We start from the raw sequence: 15,293 nt of genomic DNA, 5'->3' as shown, positions 1-15,293 counted from the left end.
CCCGCGCTTGGCCGGAGCGGTGCGCACAGCATCGACAAATTGCTTTCCGGGCCGGGCGGGAAAGGGTGTATGAATCTTGCGCCCACACGAACCGTGGGCCGAGAACAAAGGGGGGTTTCCGCCCTATGCGGAAGAACGTCTTCAAGCGCGCCACCGCCGCCCTGCTCGGCGCCGCCGTCATCGCCCTCGCGGCACCCGTCGGCACCGCCGCGGCGACGCCACCGGCCTCGGAGAGCACGAACCTGCTGAGCGGTCAGAAGCTCGTGCCGGGGCAGAGCATGATCAGTGGCGAGTCCGAGCTGGTGATGCAGCAGGACGGCAACCTGGTGCTCTACCTGGACGGCGACAACGGCCACCGCGGCCCGGTGCTGTGGGCCAGTGGCACCTACGGCAACCCGGGCGCGTACGCCTACATGCAGCCCGACGGCAACCTCGTGATCTACCGCCAGGGCGGCGGCCCGGACTCCGGCGGCGCCCTGTGGAGCACCGGGACGTGGGGCCACCCGGGCTCGAACGCCGCTCTGCTGAACGGCTGGCTGGGAGTCTCCGGTGCGAACTTGTACTGGTACAGCCACACCGGACCCGGCCCCTTCGCCGGCACTTTGAAGGACACGCTCGGCCCGGATCGCACAACTCTGGCGTCCGGCACCTGGCTCGAGTCGAACTCGGTCTGGCTGATCATGCAGACCGACGGGAACCTGGTGCTCTACCGCAAGCGCGACGGCGCCGCGCTGTGGTCCACCGGAACCTACGGCCACCCGGAGACGGACGCGTTCCTCTCGGACAGGCCAAGCTACGGTGCCGTGTGGCTCTCCGACATCCACACCGGCACGACCTGGTCCCTCCCGGTCGCCGGCCAGGCCGGCAACTACGCAAAGCTGCAGGACGACGGCAACTTCGTCCTCTACAGCAGCGACGGCACCGCACGGTGGAGCACCGGCACCTGGGGCAACTGGTAACCGGTAGCCCCTCCCCGGAGTGCGCCGGCTCCGACGCCCCACTCCCGCCCCCCCTGCGCCCCGGCCCCCTCGGCCGGGGCGCAAAACAACCCCTTCGTCTCACTCGCCTGCGCACTCATCTGCTGGCGACGCCTCAACACCCACGACCAGTGACCGTGTTACGAGTTCCAAGGGAGATGGCTGACGCGCCGCAGACGCGCGAAGCAGCCTCGAATTCCCCCCCCCCCGGCCGCCCCACGTTCTTCCCGCGCGAGGCTGAAACCCTCCAGCTCCTCGCCGAGGGCCTCTCCAGCCGGCAGATCTCCAAGCGCCCCTCCATCAGCGAAGCCACCGCGAAAACCCACCCGGTGCACATCCAGGACAAGCTCGGCGTCAACTCCCGCACCTCCGCCATCGCGGCCGGATCGCCATCCGGGCCGATCCGCGCCGTGGAGCGCCGAGTTCGCACTTGGTCACCCGTTGACGATCCCTTGACCGAGACTTGGTAGGGTGCTGACCGAGCCGTCACGGGGGAGATCGGAACGGCCACTCGCAGTAATCCACATGGGGGGAACATGGGGGAATTCACAGCCGCTGCCCGGGCCGGAACCGGCGGCGCACACATACCGGATCTTCCGCCGGGCACGCTCAGGGTGTCCCCGGACGAGATGCGTTCCTGGGCCGCGTCCGCCCTGGAGATCGGGACGTCCTTCCGCACGGCGGGTTCGACCGTCGACGGGGAAACCACCGATGCGTACGTGACGCTGTCGGGCTGGCTCAGCGGCCCGGCTCTGCGGGAGCGCTCGATCCGCTGGGACGATCAGGAGAGCACCCTCGGCAACCTGCTCGCCGACGTCGCCGACCGGCTGCGGCGCACCGCCGACAACTACAGCGCTGCCGAGACCGCCGCGCAGAACCACGTCGCCGCCGCGCGCGGGGGGTGGTGACGGATGCTCACCTTCGAGGCCGTGACGGAGGCCAGGCTCGACCGGGTGACCGCGGCGGCCGAGGCGTGGGGCGCGCTGCGCAACCGCTACCTCGGACTGCACGACCAGTTGATGCAGCAGGTGGTGAACCGGATGGCGGCCGGTTGGGAGGGCAGCGCCGCCACCCAGGCGCAGGCCCGGGTGGGCCGGGCCGCCGACCAGCTGAACGCCGCGGCCGAGGAGGCGGCGGACCTCGCCGCGCTGCTGAACGACGCGGCGGGCGAGTTCCGCGACGCGCAGAACCGGCTGCGGAAACTGGTCGAGGAGGAGGCCCCCGCCGACCAGCTGCGGATCACGGCCGCCGGCGAGGTCGTCGACGTGCATCCCGAACTCGACGCGACGCAGCAGTCGGACGGTTTTCCGACCGGCCTGCTGCCGGCCCGCCAGCAGGCCGTCATGCTGATGACCGCAAAGATCAACGCCGTGCTGGCGCAAGCCACCCAGGCCGACCAGGCCACCGCCTGGGCGCTCGCGCAGGACCCGAACGGGGCGCGGGACCACAGCTTCAACGCCGACGGGTTCAACGACCTCGACCAGGCCAGGGCCGCCGAACGCGATCTCGCGGAGGCGCTCGACCTGGCCCGCAAGGGCGGGAAGCTGTCGCCGGCCGAACTCGCCAGGCTCAACGCCCTGTTGGAGGCCCGCAAGGGCGATCAGGCGTTCGCGGAGGGGTTCGCCACCGGCCTGGGCGCGCGCGGCACCATGGAGTTCTGGCGGAGCGTCAACGACCCCGTCCAGTACGGCGATCCGTTCGGAGGCCCACTCGGCGCCCAGGTGCCCGGTCGGGCGGAAACGATGGCGAAGCTCCAGGCCTCCCTGGGCGAGACCCTCGGCACGGCCACCCAGAGCCACAGTCAGGCGATGGGCGACTGGAAGAAGGAGATGATCGGACTCGGCCCCGAACGGATGGCGGGCGGCGGCTACGACCCGAACGGGTTCCAGCTGATGGGCAGTCTGATGCGCACCGGCGAGTACGACAGCGGTTTCCTCAACGAGTTCGGCACCGCGCTGGTCGACGCCGAGCGGAGCGCGGGCAAGGGCGTCACCACCGGGTACGTGTGGCAGCTCGACGGCGCCGCGAACTGGGACCACCTCGCCGAGCGCGGCACCAGCGCCGACCCGATGGCGGGATTCGCCGTCGCCCTCGGCAACAACCCGGACGCGGCGACCACCTTCCTCGACCCCGGCCCGGGCGGCACCAACGACCATCTCAAGTACCTCCTCAAGGACCGCGAGTGGCCCCTCGACGGGGGGAAGGGGATATTCCACGCGACCTCCGGCCCGCTCGGGCCCGCCCTCGAAGCGGCCGCCACCGGCGACCCGGCCGGCCAGGCCGACGGCGACCGCCGGCACACCGAGGCCCAGGCCCGGGTGGCCCAGGCGACCCTGTTCGCGGTCGATCCCGAGGCCGGCGAGGAGAAGCTGCCCGGCGGCCTCGAAGGCCCGATCGCCAACATGCTCGCGGACTACGTGGACGACACCCATGCGGCGTTCGGCAGCGTCGACGACAAGCAGCCCGGCGGCGCGGTGAACGGGTCCGTGTACACCACACCGGACGGCTCCTCGCACATCGCGGTCAACCAGGGCACCCTGATCCGGGTGATGCGCGGCGCGGCGGAGGACCCCGACGCGTACGCCGTGCTGCACACCGCAGAGACCCGCAAGGTGTCCGAGGTGCTGCAGGACATCCCGCCGGGCGCGAGCGATACCCAGCAGCGCGACCAGATCCAGCAGAGCGCCGCCGCCCTGTCGGTGTACGACGCGATCCGGGACGATATCCGGTACGACAAACGCGACGACGACAACGACGCCGTCGAGTGGGACGCCAAGGTGGTGCAGAGCGTCGTGGCGGTGGCCGACATTCCGGCCGGGCCGGCCAAGGACGTCATCGACCCGCTGACGGACACCTGGCTGACCTCGGTCGTGAACGACAGCAAGAAGGCGAACGACAACAAGGCGCTGGCCGAGGTGGGCCGACAGGACCTGGAGGCGAAGGGCCAGCTCAAGCTCCAGATCGGCGAGTGGGCCAGACAGCGTGGTGAGGATGCAGACGGATCGTCCGTCAACGTGCTGCAGCGCGAGGCCGAGAACACCCGCGACAATTCTTACAGGTTCGCCATCGAAGCGCTGAGGGGCCACTCATGACGCCGGATCAGTTCAGCGTTCCGGTCCCGCCGATGCCTGCTGTCCCGCCGATGCCGCCGGGCCGGCCGGTGGTGGGGCGGAACCGGCGGCGGTGGGCTTGGCTCGGGGCGGTGCTGCTCGTGGTGGGGGCGCCGACCGGGTGGTACTTCGGCGGCGGGTACGACCGGTGGCAGGACGGGCGTTCGCTGCAAGGGCTGTGCGGGGGAACGGTGGACACCGCCGAGGTGAAGGACCTGCTCGACGGGGCAGGACGGTTGCGCGGCTACGAGATATCTCCGGTCGGGTGGCTCGCCAACTGCGGGCTGATGGCACCGGACCGGTACGGGACGCTCTCGGTCGACGTCGCCTGGGACGTGCCGAGGGCGTACAGCGCCATGTCCAAGCTACGGCGCACCCGCGCGGTCCGGTCCGAGGGCGTGCCGGTGGTACCCGTAGGCGCAGGGTGGGCAGGGGTGATGTCGGCCGGCGGGGACGGCCGGGAAGACCTGGTGCTGGCACTGTCCTGCACCGGGAAGGAAGCCGGCCGGCAGCTGATCGTCAGCCTGACCGCCGACCCGACACGGGATCCCGACGGCCCGAAGGACGATTTCGCGTCGGCCGAGCAACGCGCCCGGCTGGGCCGGATCGGCGCCCGGACCGCGCAGCGGGCCAACGACATCTGGGGCTGCGGAGCCCAGCTCGGCGGGAAAGTCGAGCAGGTGCCGGGCCGGGCGGACATCGTGACCGTCCAGCCGGGCAAGGCGAACGGCACCTGCGCCGGGGTCGCCGGGCTGGTTCGCGAGAGCCCGGCCGACGGCACCGCACCGATCGAGGACTGTGCCGTCCTGATGCCCGACGATCCCAAGACCGTGGGCCTGCGGCTGTCCGCCTACTACCCTCCCTTTGCCTACCAGGCCAGGGACGGCGTCGGTCTGGATCGGGGGTCGGCCGAGCCGGGGGTTGACGGAAGCCTCAGCTGGGCGACCGCGAAGTGCCCCGGTGGCACTGCCGTGTACCTGGGGAACCGCCTCGCACCGATGGACGCCTCGGCGCGGGATGCCCTCGCCGCGTTCGCCCGGCACTCCGCCGAGCGCCACGGCTGCTCGGCACCGGCGCTGCCCTGACGCCCGTCACCCGGACGCCCGGCCTCTGCCACACCGCGCGGCGAGGCGGGCCTCCGGCGTGCGGGGCCGGGGAGGGATGGTCAGGTCATCGCCAAAATCCACCCCACCTCGGCCATCCATGTTCGGGCTTCGACCGCCGTCTGCCGACGCGCCGCGGCCCCGGCGTCGGTGCTGCGCGGGCTCTTGATGGTGCACCGACCAGCACCTGCGGTGCGGACACCGATGGCCCCGGGCGGGTGGCCACGGCATCCCCCGTTCCGCGTCAGGAAGGGCGGCCGTGTTGCCCGTTCACCCGCTCCCCCGTCCCAGCGGTGCCCCGGCTCCTGACCGGCCGGATCCGGGCGGCCCGCTGCCCGGGCTGTTGCAGGCGGCGGGCGTGCCGGTGGTCGCGCTGGGGCGGCCGCCGCAGTCGCAGCGCCTGGCACACGTGGACGCCGACAGCCTGCGCGGGGCCCGCGCCGCCGTCCGTCTGCCGCACCGGGCCGGACGCCGACGGATCGCCACCATCGCGGGGCCACCCGACACCGCCGCCGGCGCCGACCGCCTGGCCGGTTACCGCCACGCCCTGCTCGACCACGGCGACCCGGCCCGCTGCGCCGTCGCGTACGGCGATTTCGGATCCCGCTCCGGCAAGCACGCGATGCTCCGGCCGCTCGCCACCTCCGATGCGACGGCCGTGGGCGCCCTGCGTGCGCTGCACCGGCTGGGGCGGCGCGTCCCGGGCGACGTCGCCCTGGTCGGCTTCGACGGCTCCCCCGCCGCCGCCACCGCCCGCCCCGGCCTGACCACCGTCCGCCAGCCCGTCGAGGACCTCGGCGCCCGGGCCGCGCACCTGCGATCATGGGCGGCCGGACCAAGTGCACGCAGAGAACAAGTGCACGCAGAGAAAAACGGGGGTGGAGATGAGCGAGACCTGGCGGGGGCTCCAGCCGTTGCGGGTGGCGCCCGGGTGGGTGATCGACATGAACAGCCTTTACGCCGTGGACCCGTCACCGGAGACCATGGAGTGGTTCTACGGATCCGTGCTGGTGAGCGGCCACCTGGTGCGCGACGGGCTGTGCTTCGACGTGCGCTGGGAGCCGGAGGGGGATCCCGAGGGGCGCTACGAGGTCGACTTCCTCGTCCTCGCCGGGTTCAAACGAAAGGGGGTCCCGGCCGGAGTGCACACCTACCTCGGCAGCTGGACCACCCGGAGCCGGCCCGAACTCGTCACGGCCCTGGAGGAGTTCATGTTCACCCGGAAGCCGCCCGCCGACCTCACGCCGCCCCCGCCGGACACCGCAAGCACCAACTGATCAACCCCGGCGAGGCCGGTCAGCCGCAGGCTTAGCCGAGCAGCCACAGAGGCCGGTCAGCCGTCGGCACTTTGATCGATCGGTCGGCTTCCAGTGACCCAGATCGGTCGAGATGGAACGTCAGAACGAACCAGCGATGTCCTTGAGCAGGCGCAGGACTTTACGCCAGCGGGGAGCGGTGGCGCGCCAGTGCTTCTCGGCTTCCACACTGGCCCGGGTGACGGCCACCTCCCCGTCGGTGGTACAGACCGGGTCGATGCGGCGGATGTTGGCCATCAGAGAGTTGAGGTGGAACTCCCCGATCCCCAGACAGGAAGCTGCTTCCTCCCGGGTCATCCACTCACCGCCGTGCGGGAGTTGGCGATAGCCGAACGGTATCTGCGGGAGGCCGTCTATCCAGGTCTTCACGCAGGCATTGTCCTCGATGGCGCACGGGGCCGACGCCCGGCCGGCCGCAACTCTCACGCAGGTCGAGATCGAGTGACAGAGACCCTGCACCGGTCAAGATCACTCGACAAACAGTCGAGATCACCTGTCAAGGGACATTCGCGACGGAGGACGCCAGCTGCACGGCGACGCCGCCCACGGCGTACTCCCACGTCCATCCCGCCGTCCCGGCCACCAGGTCGAACAGCGCCTGCCAGTCCTCCGCCGAGGTGCCCGGCACGGACACTTCGGGCAGCGCACCCATCAGGTCGGGGTCGAAGAACTCCTGGACGTCGTCCCACCGCAGATCCGGTATCCCCCGCATCCCGCGCATCCCGCACATCGCGCGCATCCCGCCATGCTGCCCGACGGTGGCAAATGTCGTGAACTCCCGCCCACTCATACTGTCCTGACTGTCTATAGTGTCCATGAACAGTATGAGACGAGGCGAAGGGGGCCGCCACCATGCGCGTGGTGTTGTCGAACAGTTCCGGGGTTCCGCTGTATCAGCAGATCAAGGACCAGATCGGCCTCGCCGTACTGTCGGGGGAGCTCACCGAGGGCACCGCGCTGCCGTCCGTCCGCGCGCTGGCGCGCGACTTGCGGATAAGCATCATCACCACCGGCCGGGCCTACGCGGAGCTGTCGGCGGACGGGTTCATCACCACCGTCCCCGGCAAGGGCGCGTTCGTGCTGCCGCTGGATTCGGCGCTGGTGCGGGAGCAGTTGCTGCGGCAGGTGGAGGACGGGTTGCAGGCGGCGCTGGACGCGGCGGGGCGGGCGGGGCTCGGACGGGAGGACCTGATCCGGATGCTGGACGGGCTGATCGAGGCCGGGCCGGAGCCCGCGCACGAAGGGGCGAGGGAGGCGGCCGGTGCCCAGTGAACTCGCCTTCGCCCTGCGCGGCGTGAACGCCGCCACCGGCCCCGGCTTCGCGCTGCGCGACGTGAGTTTCGAGCTGCCGACGGGGTACGTGATGGGGCTGATCGGCGCGAACGGCGCCGGCAAGACCACCACCATCCGCTGCCTGCTGGGCATGCGCGGGATCGACAGCGGCGAGATCGAGCTGCTCGGCCAACGAGTGCCGGGGCCGGTCGAGTTGCGGCAGGACGTCGGGGTGGTGCTCGACCACTCCTACCTGGTGGGCGAGTGGCGGCTCGCCGAGGTCGAGCGCACGCTGCGCCCGTTCTACAACCGCTGGGACGGCGACCGGTGGCGGCGCTTACTCGACGAGTTCGGCCTCGATCTGCGGGCACGGGTCAAGGACCTGTCGCGCGGCATGTCGATGAAGCTGATGATCGCGGTCGCACTGTCGCACCGGGCGCGGCTGCTGGTGCTGGACGAGCCGACCAGCGGGCTGGATCCGGTGGCCCGGGACGAACTGGTCGGCATCATCGGAGAGTTTCTGCTCGACGAAGGACACAGTGTGCTCTTCTCCACGCACATCACGACCGATCTTGACCGGATCGGCGACCATGTGACGATCATTCACGGCGGCCAGATCATCCGTGCAGGGACTAAAGACGAGATCCTGGACGCCTACCGGGTGGTGCGCGGCGGGCCGGACGACCTGACCGGCCTGATCGGCGTCGAACTGATCGGCGCCCGCCGGACGGCGACCGGCGCCGAGGCGCTGGTGCACACCGAGGAGGCCGACCTGCTCGGCCGCGACGTGCTGGTCGAGGCACCCACCCTGGAGCAGATCGCCGTCCACATCGGCGCCCCGGCGAGGACCGGCGGGGTGACGCGATGACCGCCGTGGCCCGGGTGGCCGTGCTGCACCTGCGCACGGTCGCCCCGTACCGGACCCAGGGGCTGCTGGTGTTCGGCGTGATGGTTCTGGTGCTGGCCCGCGAACCGGTCCGGCTGTTGCCGGTCTTGGCCATCCTGCTGGCACCGCTGATCGCCGTGCACCCGTTCGTGGTGGCCGACCGGTCGGGGCTGGAGACGCTGTACGCGGTGCTGCCGGTACCGCGCCGCACCGTGCTGCTGGGGCACTACGTCTGGGCGCTGGCCGGGTTCGTCGCCACCCTCGGCGCGGGCACGGCGGCGGCCCTGCTGCTCGCCCGTGTGGAGGACGCACCGCTCGCCACGCGCGACGTGCTGATGGTGCTGACGCTGTGCTGGGCGCTGTTCGCCGTCAACATCGCGATCCAGTTCCCGCTGCTGATCCGCTTCGGCTACGCCCGGGTCAGCGTGCTGGGCACCACACTGCCGCTGGTCCTGGTGATGCTGGCCGTGGTCCGGCTGCACCTGACGCTCGAAACCGTCCGCCCCTGGCTCCCCCTCCTCTGGCCGGCCGGCCTCGCCGCCGTCGTTCTCTCCGCGCTGGTGGCCGCCCGCCTGCCCGAGCCCCGGCCCCGGCCCCGGCCCCGACGAGTGCCGAACGACCCCGCGCCACCGGCTGACGGGTGAGCGGATGCGCCCAACTCATCGGCTCTGGTGGTCAGTTGGCGGCCGGGCGCCAGCCGAGGAGTGGGCCAAGGCGGGTGGCGAGGTCGGTGAGGATCTGGGTGTAGTCCTCGGGCTCGAAGGTGAACGGGAGCGCGAACGCCACCTCGTCCACCTCGCGGAACGCGGCGTGCGCGTACAGGAGTTCGGCGAGCTGTTCGGAGGCGCCGACCAGGTCGGGGGCGAACAGCAGCCGGGCGGGGCCCTGCGGGGTGAGGGTGCGGGCGTGTCGGGACGCCGCGTACGCGCGGTACTTGGCGCGTTGGGCGGGGGTGGCGCTGTCGGTGGGAATCACCACCAGGCCCTGCGAGACCCGGGCCCGTTCGCCGTCGGGGTGTGCGGCCCGGAAGGCGCGGATCTGGGCGAGTTGGTTGCCGGTGAACCCCTCGCCACCCTCGGCCCGCACCACGCTGCTGGTGAGCAGGTGGAGTCCGTGCTGCCCGGCCCAGCGGGCGGAGCGCAGGCTGCCGCCGCCGTACCAGACCCGCCCGGCCAGGCCGGGACGTGCGGCTGGACCCGTTCCGAGTACGACTCGATGCCCTCGGTGCCGCGGAACGCGCTGGCCGCGTCGCCGCGCAGCAGGCCGAGCAGCCGTTCGACCCGGCCGTAGCCGAAGTCCTCCCGCTCGGCAGAGTCGGGGTACAGCGCGTCCTTCACGTCCTCGTAGTGCGCGGGGACGCCGACGCTGACACCGGGGTTGAGCCGTCCCCCGGACAGCACATCGACGGTCGCCAGGTCCTCGGCGTACCGCAGCGGGTTCTCCCAGCCGAGCGGGGTGACGGCGGTGCCGAGGACGATCCGGCGGGTGCGCTGGGTGGCGGCGGCGAGCACGGCGAGCGGCGAGGAGATGCCGTACTGGAGGTGCCGGTGGCGCAACCAGGCGCTGTCGAAGCCGAGTTGCTCGCCACGTTCGATCAGCCGCAGGGTGGCTTCGTGGCCCTCGGCGGGCCGGTGCTCGTCGAACAGTCCGATGGTCAGAAAACCCAGCGAACGCAGTGGCCGGTCGGGGGTGGGCACCGGGGTTCCTCCTCGCACGGGCGACGGCCCCGCACGGCCGCCCGTCCCGCTCCCGCCACGCTCACACAGCGGGAGCGGAGCGATCAACGGACGGCGGGTGATTGTGACGCGACGTCACCCCGCCGCAATGGCGCGCAATCCTCCCGCCGTCGCGCCGACCATCCCGCCGTCCCGCCGACCATCCCGTCGTCCCGCCGACCCCACGCACCCGCAATGCCGTCACCGGACCGCCGACCGACCGACCCGCGCTCCGTCCGCAACGCACAGGTCGGTTGGGCGATCGGCGCAGCTGATCTCAGCCCCGGTACGTCTCCAGCAGGCGCAGCCAGACCTCGCTGATCGTTGGGTAGGCGGGGACGGCGTGCCAGAGGCGGGAGAGCGGGACTTCGCCGGCGATGGCGACGGTCGCGGAGTGCAGGAGTTCGGCGACGCCAGGGCCGACGAAGGTGACGCCGACCAGGGTTTCCTTGTCGAGGTCGACGACGGCGCGGGCGCGGCCCGGGTAGCCGTCGGCGTAGAGCGAGGCGCCGGCCACGTTGCCGAGGTCGTAGTCGACGGCGCGCACGCGCAGGCCCGCGTCCTCGGCCTGGCGCCGGCTGAGGCCGACGGCGGCGACCTCGGGGTCGGTGAAGACGACCTGCGGGACGGCGGCGTGGTCGGCGGTGGCGACGCTGCGGCCCCAGGGGGTGAGGTCGAGGGGGCGGTCGGCGGCGCGGTCGGCGATCACCTGCCCGAAGACCCGGCCCTGGTACTTGCCCTGATGGGTGAGCAGGGCACGGTGGTTGACGTCGCCGGCGGCGTACAGCCAGCCGCCGGGGACGTCGGTGGCGAGGCCGGTGTCGTCGGTGGTGATCCAGTCGCCGGGGGTGAGGCCGACGGTGTCCAGGCCGAGGTCGGCGGTGTTGGGGACGCGTCCGGTGGCGAACAGGGCTTCGTCGGCGGGCAGTCGGGTGCCGTCGGAGAGGTCAAGGGTGACTGTGCCGTCCTCGGCGCGGTGCACGGCGGTGGTGGAGACGCCGAGCCGGACGTCCACTCCGGCTGCCCGCAGGCCGTCCGCGACCAGCTGTCCGGCGAAGTCCTCGGTGCGGTCGAGCAGCCTGTCGCCGCGTACCAGCAGGGTGACCTCGCTGCCCAACGCCCGCCAGGCGGTGGCCATTTCGACCGCGACGACGCCGCCGCCGACCACCGCGAGCCGCCCTGGGACGCTGCTCGCGGAGGTCGCTTCCCGGCTGGTCCACACCTTGGCCTCGGCAAGGCCGGGCAGCGGGGGCAGGGCGGCCCGGGTGCCGGTGCACACGGCGACGGCGTGCCGTGCGGTGAGGGTGCGCGAGCCGCCGTCGGAGGTCTGGACGGTGACCCGCCGTTCGCCGTCGAGCCGCCCGTGGCCGCGGACCAGCTCGATGCCGACGGAGGCCAGCCAGCCGGCCTGCCCGTCGTCCTTCCAGTGCGAGGCGAACTCGTCCCGCCGCTTCAGCACCGCCCCCGCGTCGAGTTGCCCGCCGACGGCTTCCCGCGTCCCGGCCAGCCGCCGGGCGTCGGCGAGCGCGGCAACGGGCCGCAGCAGCGCCTTGCTGGGCATGCACGCCCAGTACGAGCATTCCCCGCCGACGAGTTCACTCTCCACGATCGCCACGCTCAGCCCACCGGCCCGCGCCCGATCCGCCAGGTTCTCCCCCGTCGGCCCCGCCCCGAGCACCACCAGGTCGTAGCTGTCGCCGTCAGCACCCATCAGCAGCCGCCCTCCCGCATCCGTCGTCCGTGTCGCATGGTCGGGGACGCCCGGTGGCGCCCCCGTCAGCCCATTCGTACACCACGGGCCTTTCAGGGGGGTGCCAACGTGGCCAAGTGACCTATCGCGGCGTCGTCCTCGGCTCGCTCGGCCGACCGCTGGCGGGGTCCAGGGTGAAGACCGCGATCTCCCTCTCCGACGTCACGGTGATCTGGTTCGGCCCGGACCATTCGGCGCCCTTGAACCAGCCGCGCTTGTCGCGCTCGCTCCACACCCCCAGATCCCAGTGCCGGGCGGACCAGCCGCTGCCGGTCAGCACCTGTACCTCGTAGACCGGGTCGATCGAGGCGGTGATGTCGGTCACGGCCAGCACCCGGCCCGAATGCTCCGGATCGGGCTCCCGGACGACGTTCCGCCCCTCCCCGCTGAAGACGAACGACACCAACGCGAGCGGCACCCCGACAAAGATGAGCGCCACCAACCCGATCGCGCAGCCGACTTGGGACACCCAGGTGCGGAATTCCAGTTCGACCACCAGCGAGATCACGACCAGCACGACCGCGACCCCGATCAGCGGCACCGGGTGGTTGAGCCAGTGCGCGACCTCCACCAGCCCACCCGAGGAGGAGGCTTGGAGCCCCGGAAGGTACGCCACGGCCGACACCAACGCCAGACCCCTCAGCCCCCACGCGATCTGTCTGCGCCGCGCCGCCGTCATCCGTCCCCCTGGTGATCGTTTTGGCGGACTGTACTACGGGTCGGCCCCACGGCAGCGCGGCGGGCCGGTGTGGCTTCGCGGCGCCCGGGAGGGGCGAGTTGACGGGGCCGCCCACCGGCCCCGGGCGAGCCTCCGGACGATCAGGCCCGGAGGTGATGGCCGTTGAGCAAGGCGCTGCCGAGCGGGGTGAGCGCGTGCAGGACGGCGCTGCCGCGTCTGGTGGTGGTGATCAGGTCGGCCTTGCGCAGGACGGAGGCGTGCTCGCTCGCGGTGGGCAGTGACGCGCAAATGCGCTCGGCGAGCTTCCCGGTGGTGCACGGGCCTTCGCCGATGGCGTGCAGGACCTGGGCCCGGGTGCGGCCCAGCAGTGCGGACAACGCGCTGTCGATGCCGTGCCGGGCCGTCGCCAGCAGCGTGGCGGCGTCGGACACGCCGCGCATGACGGGGAGGAAGAGCAGGACAGGCGCCTGTTCGTCGAGCGCGTCCGTGTAGGTGATCGGCCTGGTCTGGCAGAACGCGGACGGGACCAGTAACAGGCCCCGCCCCTTCAGGTTGACGGTACCCGTGACAGCACCCCTGCCGATCTCCAGCGTCGGCGGTTTCCAGCGGAACTCCGGCGGCAGTCCGGCAAGCATCGCCTCGGGTCCGTCCTGGGCGAGCCTGAGGGCATGGGTGGTCTGCTCGGCCCGCAGACGGGACAGGATCCGCTGCCAGTGCGGGGCCACGGCGATGCGGTGGACGTCGCGGAGCAACACCAGTAGCTCCTCGCGGTCCCCCCGGTCGTGCGCGATGTCGCCCCACGTCACACCCGCCCAGGGAGCCGTGCAGCGTGAGTAGCGGGCCCGGGACTCGACGGCCCCCTCGAGTTCGGCACGCAACAGCTCCGCCGGAGCCGCACGCAGCGCCTCGATCCCCTCCTCGACGGAAGGTGCGGCGCCGGTGACGGTGAACAGGTCCACGACGGTTTCCCGGAAGAGGGACGAGGCCGGATGGACGAGGGAGGAGGAGCGGGCGTGGACCTCCTGTCGCCATGCGCCGAACATCGCCCGGCTGCCCGGCTGGTGCAGAGTCGTCAGCGCGAGGAACGTCTCGCCGAGCGGGCCCCAGGTCGCCGCTATCCGCGTCCTGGCGAGGTCCTGCGGGGTGAACGTGATGCGTAGCACGTGAGGCTCTCCCGGGTTCGGTTCGGACGCCCACCTTCCCGGGGCCCATCGTCCCCGGTCGCCCGCGAATGCTTCAAGTAGGCCTCCTCACAGGGCATTTCGGCGACGCCCGAAAGGGCTGGGGCGACGCCCACCGGCACCCTCAGGATGGATTCCGAGGGCGGCGGGCCGGGGGGCCACGAGACACCGGTGGTTCCCCCGGGGGAGGCCCGGCCGCCCGAAACCGAGAAACCACCTATGGAGGCTTTCATGCGTATTCGTCGTACCCTCGCGGCCACCGCTGTCGGCGCCGCGCTCGCTCTGGGCGCCGCGGCCGCGCCGGCCATGGCGGCCACGCCCGCCCCCGCCTCGTCGGGGTCCGCCGTCCAGGTCGTGTACACCTGGCAGTACACCGGCGAGTACTACTCGGCCAAGGCGACCTGCGACGCCCGCGCCTCGTACTTCCTGAAGGCGTCCAACGTGAAGTACTACCGGTGCGTCCTCGTGAACGGCCTCTGGGCCGGCCAGGTCTACGCCTACTGATCGAACGCAGGGCGTGCCCGGTGGCGGTCGGGCCTACCGCGAAGGCCTCGCCACCGGGCGCCTCCCGCAGCGTGGGGAGTTCGCGTCCTTCTCGCCCGAACTGGAGGAGGACGCGCCGACGCCCCGGCTCTGCGCGCCCCAGGTGCACCCGGCCCCGGCCGAGTCCGCCGACTGCTGCTCGCCGGCATCGAACCGGACCTCGCCAGGTGCCCGTCAGGCCGGTGCCGGGGTCGCGACGACAGGCGCGCCGTCGAGTCGGCCGGTGCGGGCGAGGTGGTGGAGGGCGGGGGCGCAGAGCAGGCCGGTCGCGGCGAGGGTCAGCCAGGGGACGAACAGGGTGCCGTGCCGGACGGAGTGGTCCCATCCGCCGGGCTGGTCAACGGCCTACTGCTAGCCTCATCCACCTGTCCCCGCCAGGGCTCCCGAACGCCCGCCGGGACCGCCTCGGATCCGTGCGCGGGGCCGCCCTTCCCCAACGCCCCGGAGGAGACCCCCATGACCAAGCCGCCCGTCCTCCCCCCGCTCAACCGCACCAGCGCCACGGGCGGCCGCTTCGGCCAGCTCAACGGCTGGCAGCTCGCCCTCACCCTCCTCCCCCTCGCCCTCCTTTTCGCCGGCGGCGCGATCGGCGGAGTCATCGGCGCACTCGCCGCACTCGGCAACGCCGCGATCGCCAAGAAGAACCTGTCCACGCCGGTCAAGGCCCTGAGCATGATCGGTGTCGTCCTCGCCAGCGGCGTCGTCTTCCTGGTGGCGGCCGCGCTGATGGCCGCCGCGCTCGGCAAGTGAGGGCCGGTCAG

General features: G+C 72.1%; 16 protein-coding genes and 2 pseudogenes. 12 read left to right on the top strand and 6 right to left on the bottom strand.

Annotated elements, in window-relative coordinates:
* Positions 1-125 precede the first annotated feature (125 nt).
* The 7 genes and pseudogenes from ACFV18_RS08410 to ACFV18_RS08380 all read left to right on the top strand — a co-directional run bounded on the left by ACFV18_RS08410 (position 126) and on the right by ACFV18_RS08380 (position 6,467).
* On the top strand, positions 126-959 hold the full coding sequence (locus ACFV18_RS08410) for a hypothetical protein (protein ID WP_380480605.1): 834 nt from the start codon (positions 126-128) through the stop codon (positions 957-959).
* Positions 960-1,135: 176 nt separating this feature from the next.
* The gene (locus tag ACFV18_RS08405) at positions 1,136-1,447 is read left to right on the top strand and encodes a response regulator transcription factor (protein WP_380480603.1); all 312 of its coding nucleotides are present in this window, start codon (positions 1,136-1,138) and stop codon (positions 1,445-1,447) included.
* Between the two features lie 66 nt (positions 1,448-1,513).
* Positions 1,514-1,885, top strand: coding sequence for a WXG100 family type VII secretion target (locus tag ACFV18_RS08400; RefSeq protein ID WP_380480602.1), 372 nt, complete (start codon positions 1,514-1,516; stop codon positions 1,883-1,885).
* Positions 1,886-1,888: 3 nt separating this feature from the next.
* Positions 1,889-4,069, top strand: a complete 2,181-nt coding sequence (locus ACFV18_RS08395) for a DUF6571 family protein (protein WP_380480601.1) — start codon at positions 1,889-1,891, stop codon at positions 4,067-4,069.
* Positions 4,066-5,172 carry a hypothetical protein gene (locus tag ACFV18_RS08390; protein ID WP_380480600.1) on the top strand — a complete coding sequence of 369 codons (1,107 nt, stop codon included), beginning with the start codon at positions 4,066-4,068 and terminating at the stop codon, positions 5,170-5,172. Before ACFV18_RS08395 ends, ACFV18_RS08390 begins: the two co-directional genes overlap by 4 nt.
* A 277-nt stretch (positions 5,173-5,449) precedes the next feature.
* Positions 5,450-5,947, top strand: a pseudogene (locus tag ACFV18_RS08385) (substrate-binding domain-containing protein); the annotation flags it as partial.
* A 127-nt stretch (positions 5,948-6,074) separates the two neighbouring features.
* On the top strand, positions 6,075-6,467 hold the full coding sequence (locus ACFV18_RS08380) for a hypothetical protein (protein WP_380480969.1): 393 nt from the start codon (positions 6,075-6,077) through the stop codon (positions 6,465-6,467).
* 120 nt (positions 6,468-6,587) lie between these two features.
* Here the strand turns inward: ACFV18_RS08380 and ACFV18_RS08375 are convergent, their stop codons facing one another.
* On the bottom strand, positions 6,588-6,875 hold the full coding sequence (locus ACFV18_RS08375; RefSeq protein WP_380480599.1) for a DNA-binding protein: 288 nt from the start codon (positions 6,873-6,875) through the stop codon (positions 6,588-6,590).
* Positions 6,876-7,002: 127 nt separating this feature from the next.
* Positions 7,003-7,218, bottom strand: coding sequence for a hypothetical protein (locus tag ACFV18_RS08370; protein ID WP_380480597.1), 216 nt, complete (start codon positions 7,216-7,218; stop codon positions 7,003-7,005).
* 140 nt (positions 7,219-7,358) lie between these two features.
* On the opposite strand from ACFV18_RS08370, the gene ACFV18_RS08365 reads away from it, so the two are divergent.
* From ACFV18_RS08365 to ACFV18_RS08355, 3 genes are read left to right on the top strand one after another with little or no spacing between them, the layout of a single operon-like run.
* Positions 7,359-7,778 carry a GntR family transcriptional regulator gene (locus tag ACFV18_RS08365; protein WP_380480595.1) on the top strand — a complete coding sequence of 140 codons (420 nt, stop codon included), beginning with the start codon at positions 7,359-7,361 and terminating at the stop codon, positions 7,776-7,778.
* Positions 7,768-8,646, top strand: coding sequence for an ABC transporter ATP-binding protein (locus ACFV18_RS08360; protein WP_380480593.1), 879 nt, complete (start codon positions 7,768-7,770; stop codon positions 8,644-8,646). The genes ACFV18_RS08365 and ACFV18_RS08360 overlap by 11 nt, the downstream gene beginning before the upstream one ends.
* Positions 8,643-9,308: an ABC-2 transporter permease gene (locus ACFV18_RS08355; RefSeq protein WP_380480591.1), complete on the top strand. Its 666-nt coding sequence runs from the start codon at positions 8,643-8,645 to the stop codon at positions 9,306-9,308. Before ACFV18_RS08360 ends, ACFV18_RS08355 begins: the two co-directional genes overlap by 4 nt.
* A 31-nt stretch (positions 9,309-9,339) precedes the next feature.
* Here the strand turns inward: ACFV18_RS08355 and ACFV18_RS08350 are convergent.
* The 4 genes and pseudogenes from ACFV18_RS08350 to ACFV18_RS08335 form a co-directional block, all read right to left on the bottom strand.
* A pseudogene (locus ACFV18_RS08350) lies at positions 9,340-10,361 on the bottom strand (LLM class flavin-dependent oxidoreductase).
* Between the two features lie 295 nt (positions 10,362-10,656).
* The gene (locus tag ACFV18_RS08345) at positions 10,657-12,090 is read right to left on the bottom strand and encodes a dihydrolipoyl dehydrogenase family protein (protein WP_380480590.1); all 1,434 of its coding nucleotides are present in this window, start codon (positions 12,088-12,090) and stop codon (positions 10,657-10,659) included.
* 121 nt (positions 12,091-12,211) lie between these two features.
* Positions 12,212-12,808, bottom strand: coding sequence for a hypothetical protein (locus ACFV18_RS08340; protein WP_380480588.1), 597 nt, complete (start codon positions 12,806-12,808; stop codon positions 12,212-12,214).
* A 140-nt stretch (positions 12,809-12,948) separates the two neighbouring features.
* Positions 12,949-13,971: an ArsR/SmtB family transcription factor gene (locus tag ACFV18_RS08335; RefSeq protein ID WP_380480586.1), complete on the bottom strand. Its 1,023-nt coding sequence runs from the start codon at positions 13,969-13,971 to the stop codon at positions 12,949-12,951.
* A gap of 249 nt (positions 13,972-14,220) precedes the next feature.
* Between ACFV18_RS08335 and ACFV18_RS08330 the strand changes: the two genes are divergently transcribed.
* Together ACFV18_RS08330 and ACFV18_RS08325 are read left to right on the top strand one after the other, a co-directional pair.
* The gene (locus tag ACFV18_RS08330; RefSeq protein ID WP_380480584.1) at positions 14,221-14,493 is read left to right on the top strand and encodes a hypothetical protein; all 273 of its coding nucleotides are present in this window, start codon (positions 14,221-14,223) and stop codon (positions 14,491-14,493) included.
* A gap of 495 nt (positions 14,494-14,988) precedes the next feature.
* The gene (locus ACFV18_RS08325) at positions 14,989-15,282 is read left to right on the top strand and encodes a hypothetical protein (protein ID WP_380480583.1); all 294 of its coding nucleotides are present in this window, start codon (positions 14,989-14,991) and stop codon (positions 15,280-15,282) included.
* The last annotated feature ends 11 nt before the right edge of the window (positions 15,283-15,293 follow it).

This window comes from Kitasatospora sp. NPDC059673 (assembly GCF_042734215.1).
Taxonomy (GTDB): Bacteria; Actinomycetota; Actinomycetes; order Streptomycetales; family Streptomycetaceae; genus Kitasatospora.
This window is presented reverse-complemented; position numbering and strand designations above follow the sequence as displayed.

Bases quoted from the DNA above. Each gene is read 5' to 3' on its own strand.
- ACFV18_RS08325 (WP_380480583.1), top strand. From the start codon at position 14,989: ATGACCAAGCCGCCCGTCCTCCCCCCGCTCAACCGCACCAGCGCCACG.
- ACFV18_RS08330 (WP_380480584.1), top strand. From the start codon at position 14,221: ATGCGTATTCGTCGTACCCTCGCGGCCACCGCTGTCGGCGCCGCGCTC.
- ACFV18_RS08405 (WP_380480603.1), top strand. From the start codon at position 1,136: ATGGCTGACGCGCCGCAGACGCGCGAAGCAGCCTCGAATTCCCCCCCC.
- ACFV18_RS08400 (WP_380480602.1), top strand. From the start codon at position 1,514: ATGGGGGAATTCACAGCCGCTGCCCGGGCCGGAACCGGCGGCGCACAC.
- ACFV18_RS08340 (WP_380480588.1), bottom strand. From the start codon at position 12,808: ATGACGGCGGCGCGGCGCAGACAGATCGCGTGGGGGCTGAGGGGTCTG.
- ACFV18_RS08370 (WP_380480597.1), bottom strand. From the start codon at position 7,218: ATGCGGGGGATACCGGATCTGCGGTGGGACGACGTCCAGGAGTTCTTC.
- ACFV18_RS08390 (WP_380480600.1), top strand. From the start codon at position 4,066: ATGACGCCGGATCAGTTCAGCGTTCCGGTCCCGCCGATGCCTGCTGTC.
- ACFV18_RS08380 (WP_380480969.1), top strand. From the start codon at position 6,075: ATGAGCGAGACCTGGCGGGGGCTCCAGCCGTTGCGGGTGGCGCCCGGG.
- ACFV18_RS08345 (WP_380480590.1), bottom strand. From the start codon at position 12,090: ATGGGTGCTGACGGCGACAGCTACGACCTGGTGGTGCTCGGGGCGGGG.
- ACFV18_RS08365 (WP_380480595.1), top strand. From the start codon at position 7,359: ATGCGCGTGGTGTTGTCGAACAGTTCCGGGGTTCCGCTGTATCAGCAG.
- ACFV18_RS08355 (WP_380480591.1), top strand. From the start codon at position 8,643: ATGACCGCCGTGGCCCGGGTGGCCGTGCTGCACCTGCGCACGGTCGCC.
- ACFV18_RS08395 (WP_380480601.1), top strand. From the start codon at position 1,889: ATGCTCACCTTCGAGGCCGTGACGGAGGCCAGGCTCGACCGGGTGACC.
- ACFV18_RS08410 (WP_380480605.1), top strand. From the start codon at position 126: ATGCGGAAGAACGTCTTCAAGCGCGCCACCGCCGCCCTGCTCGGCGCC.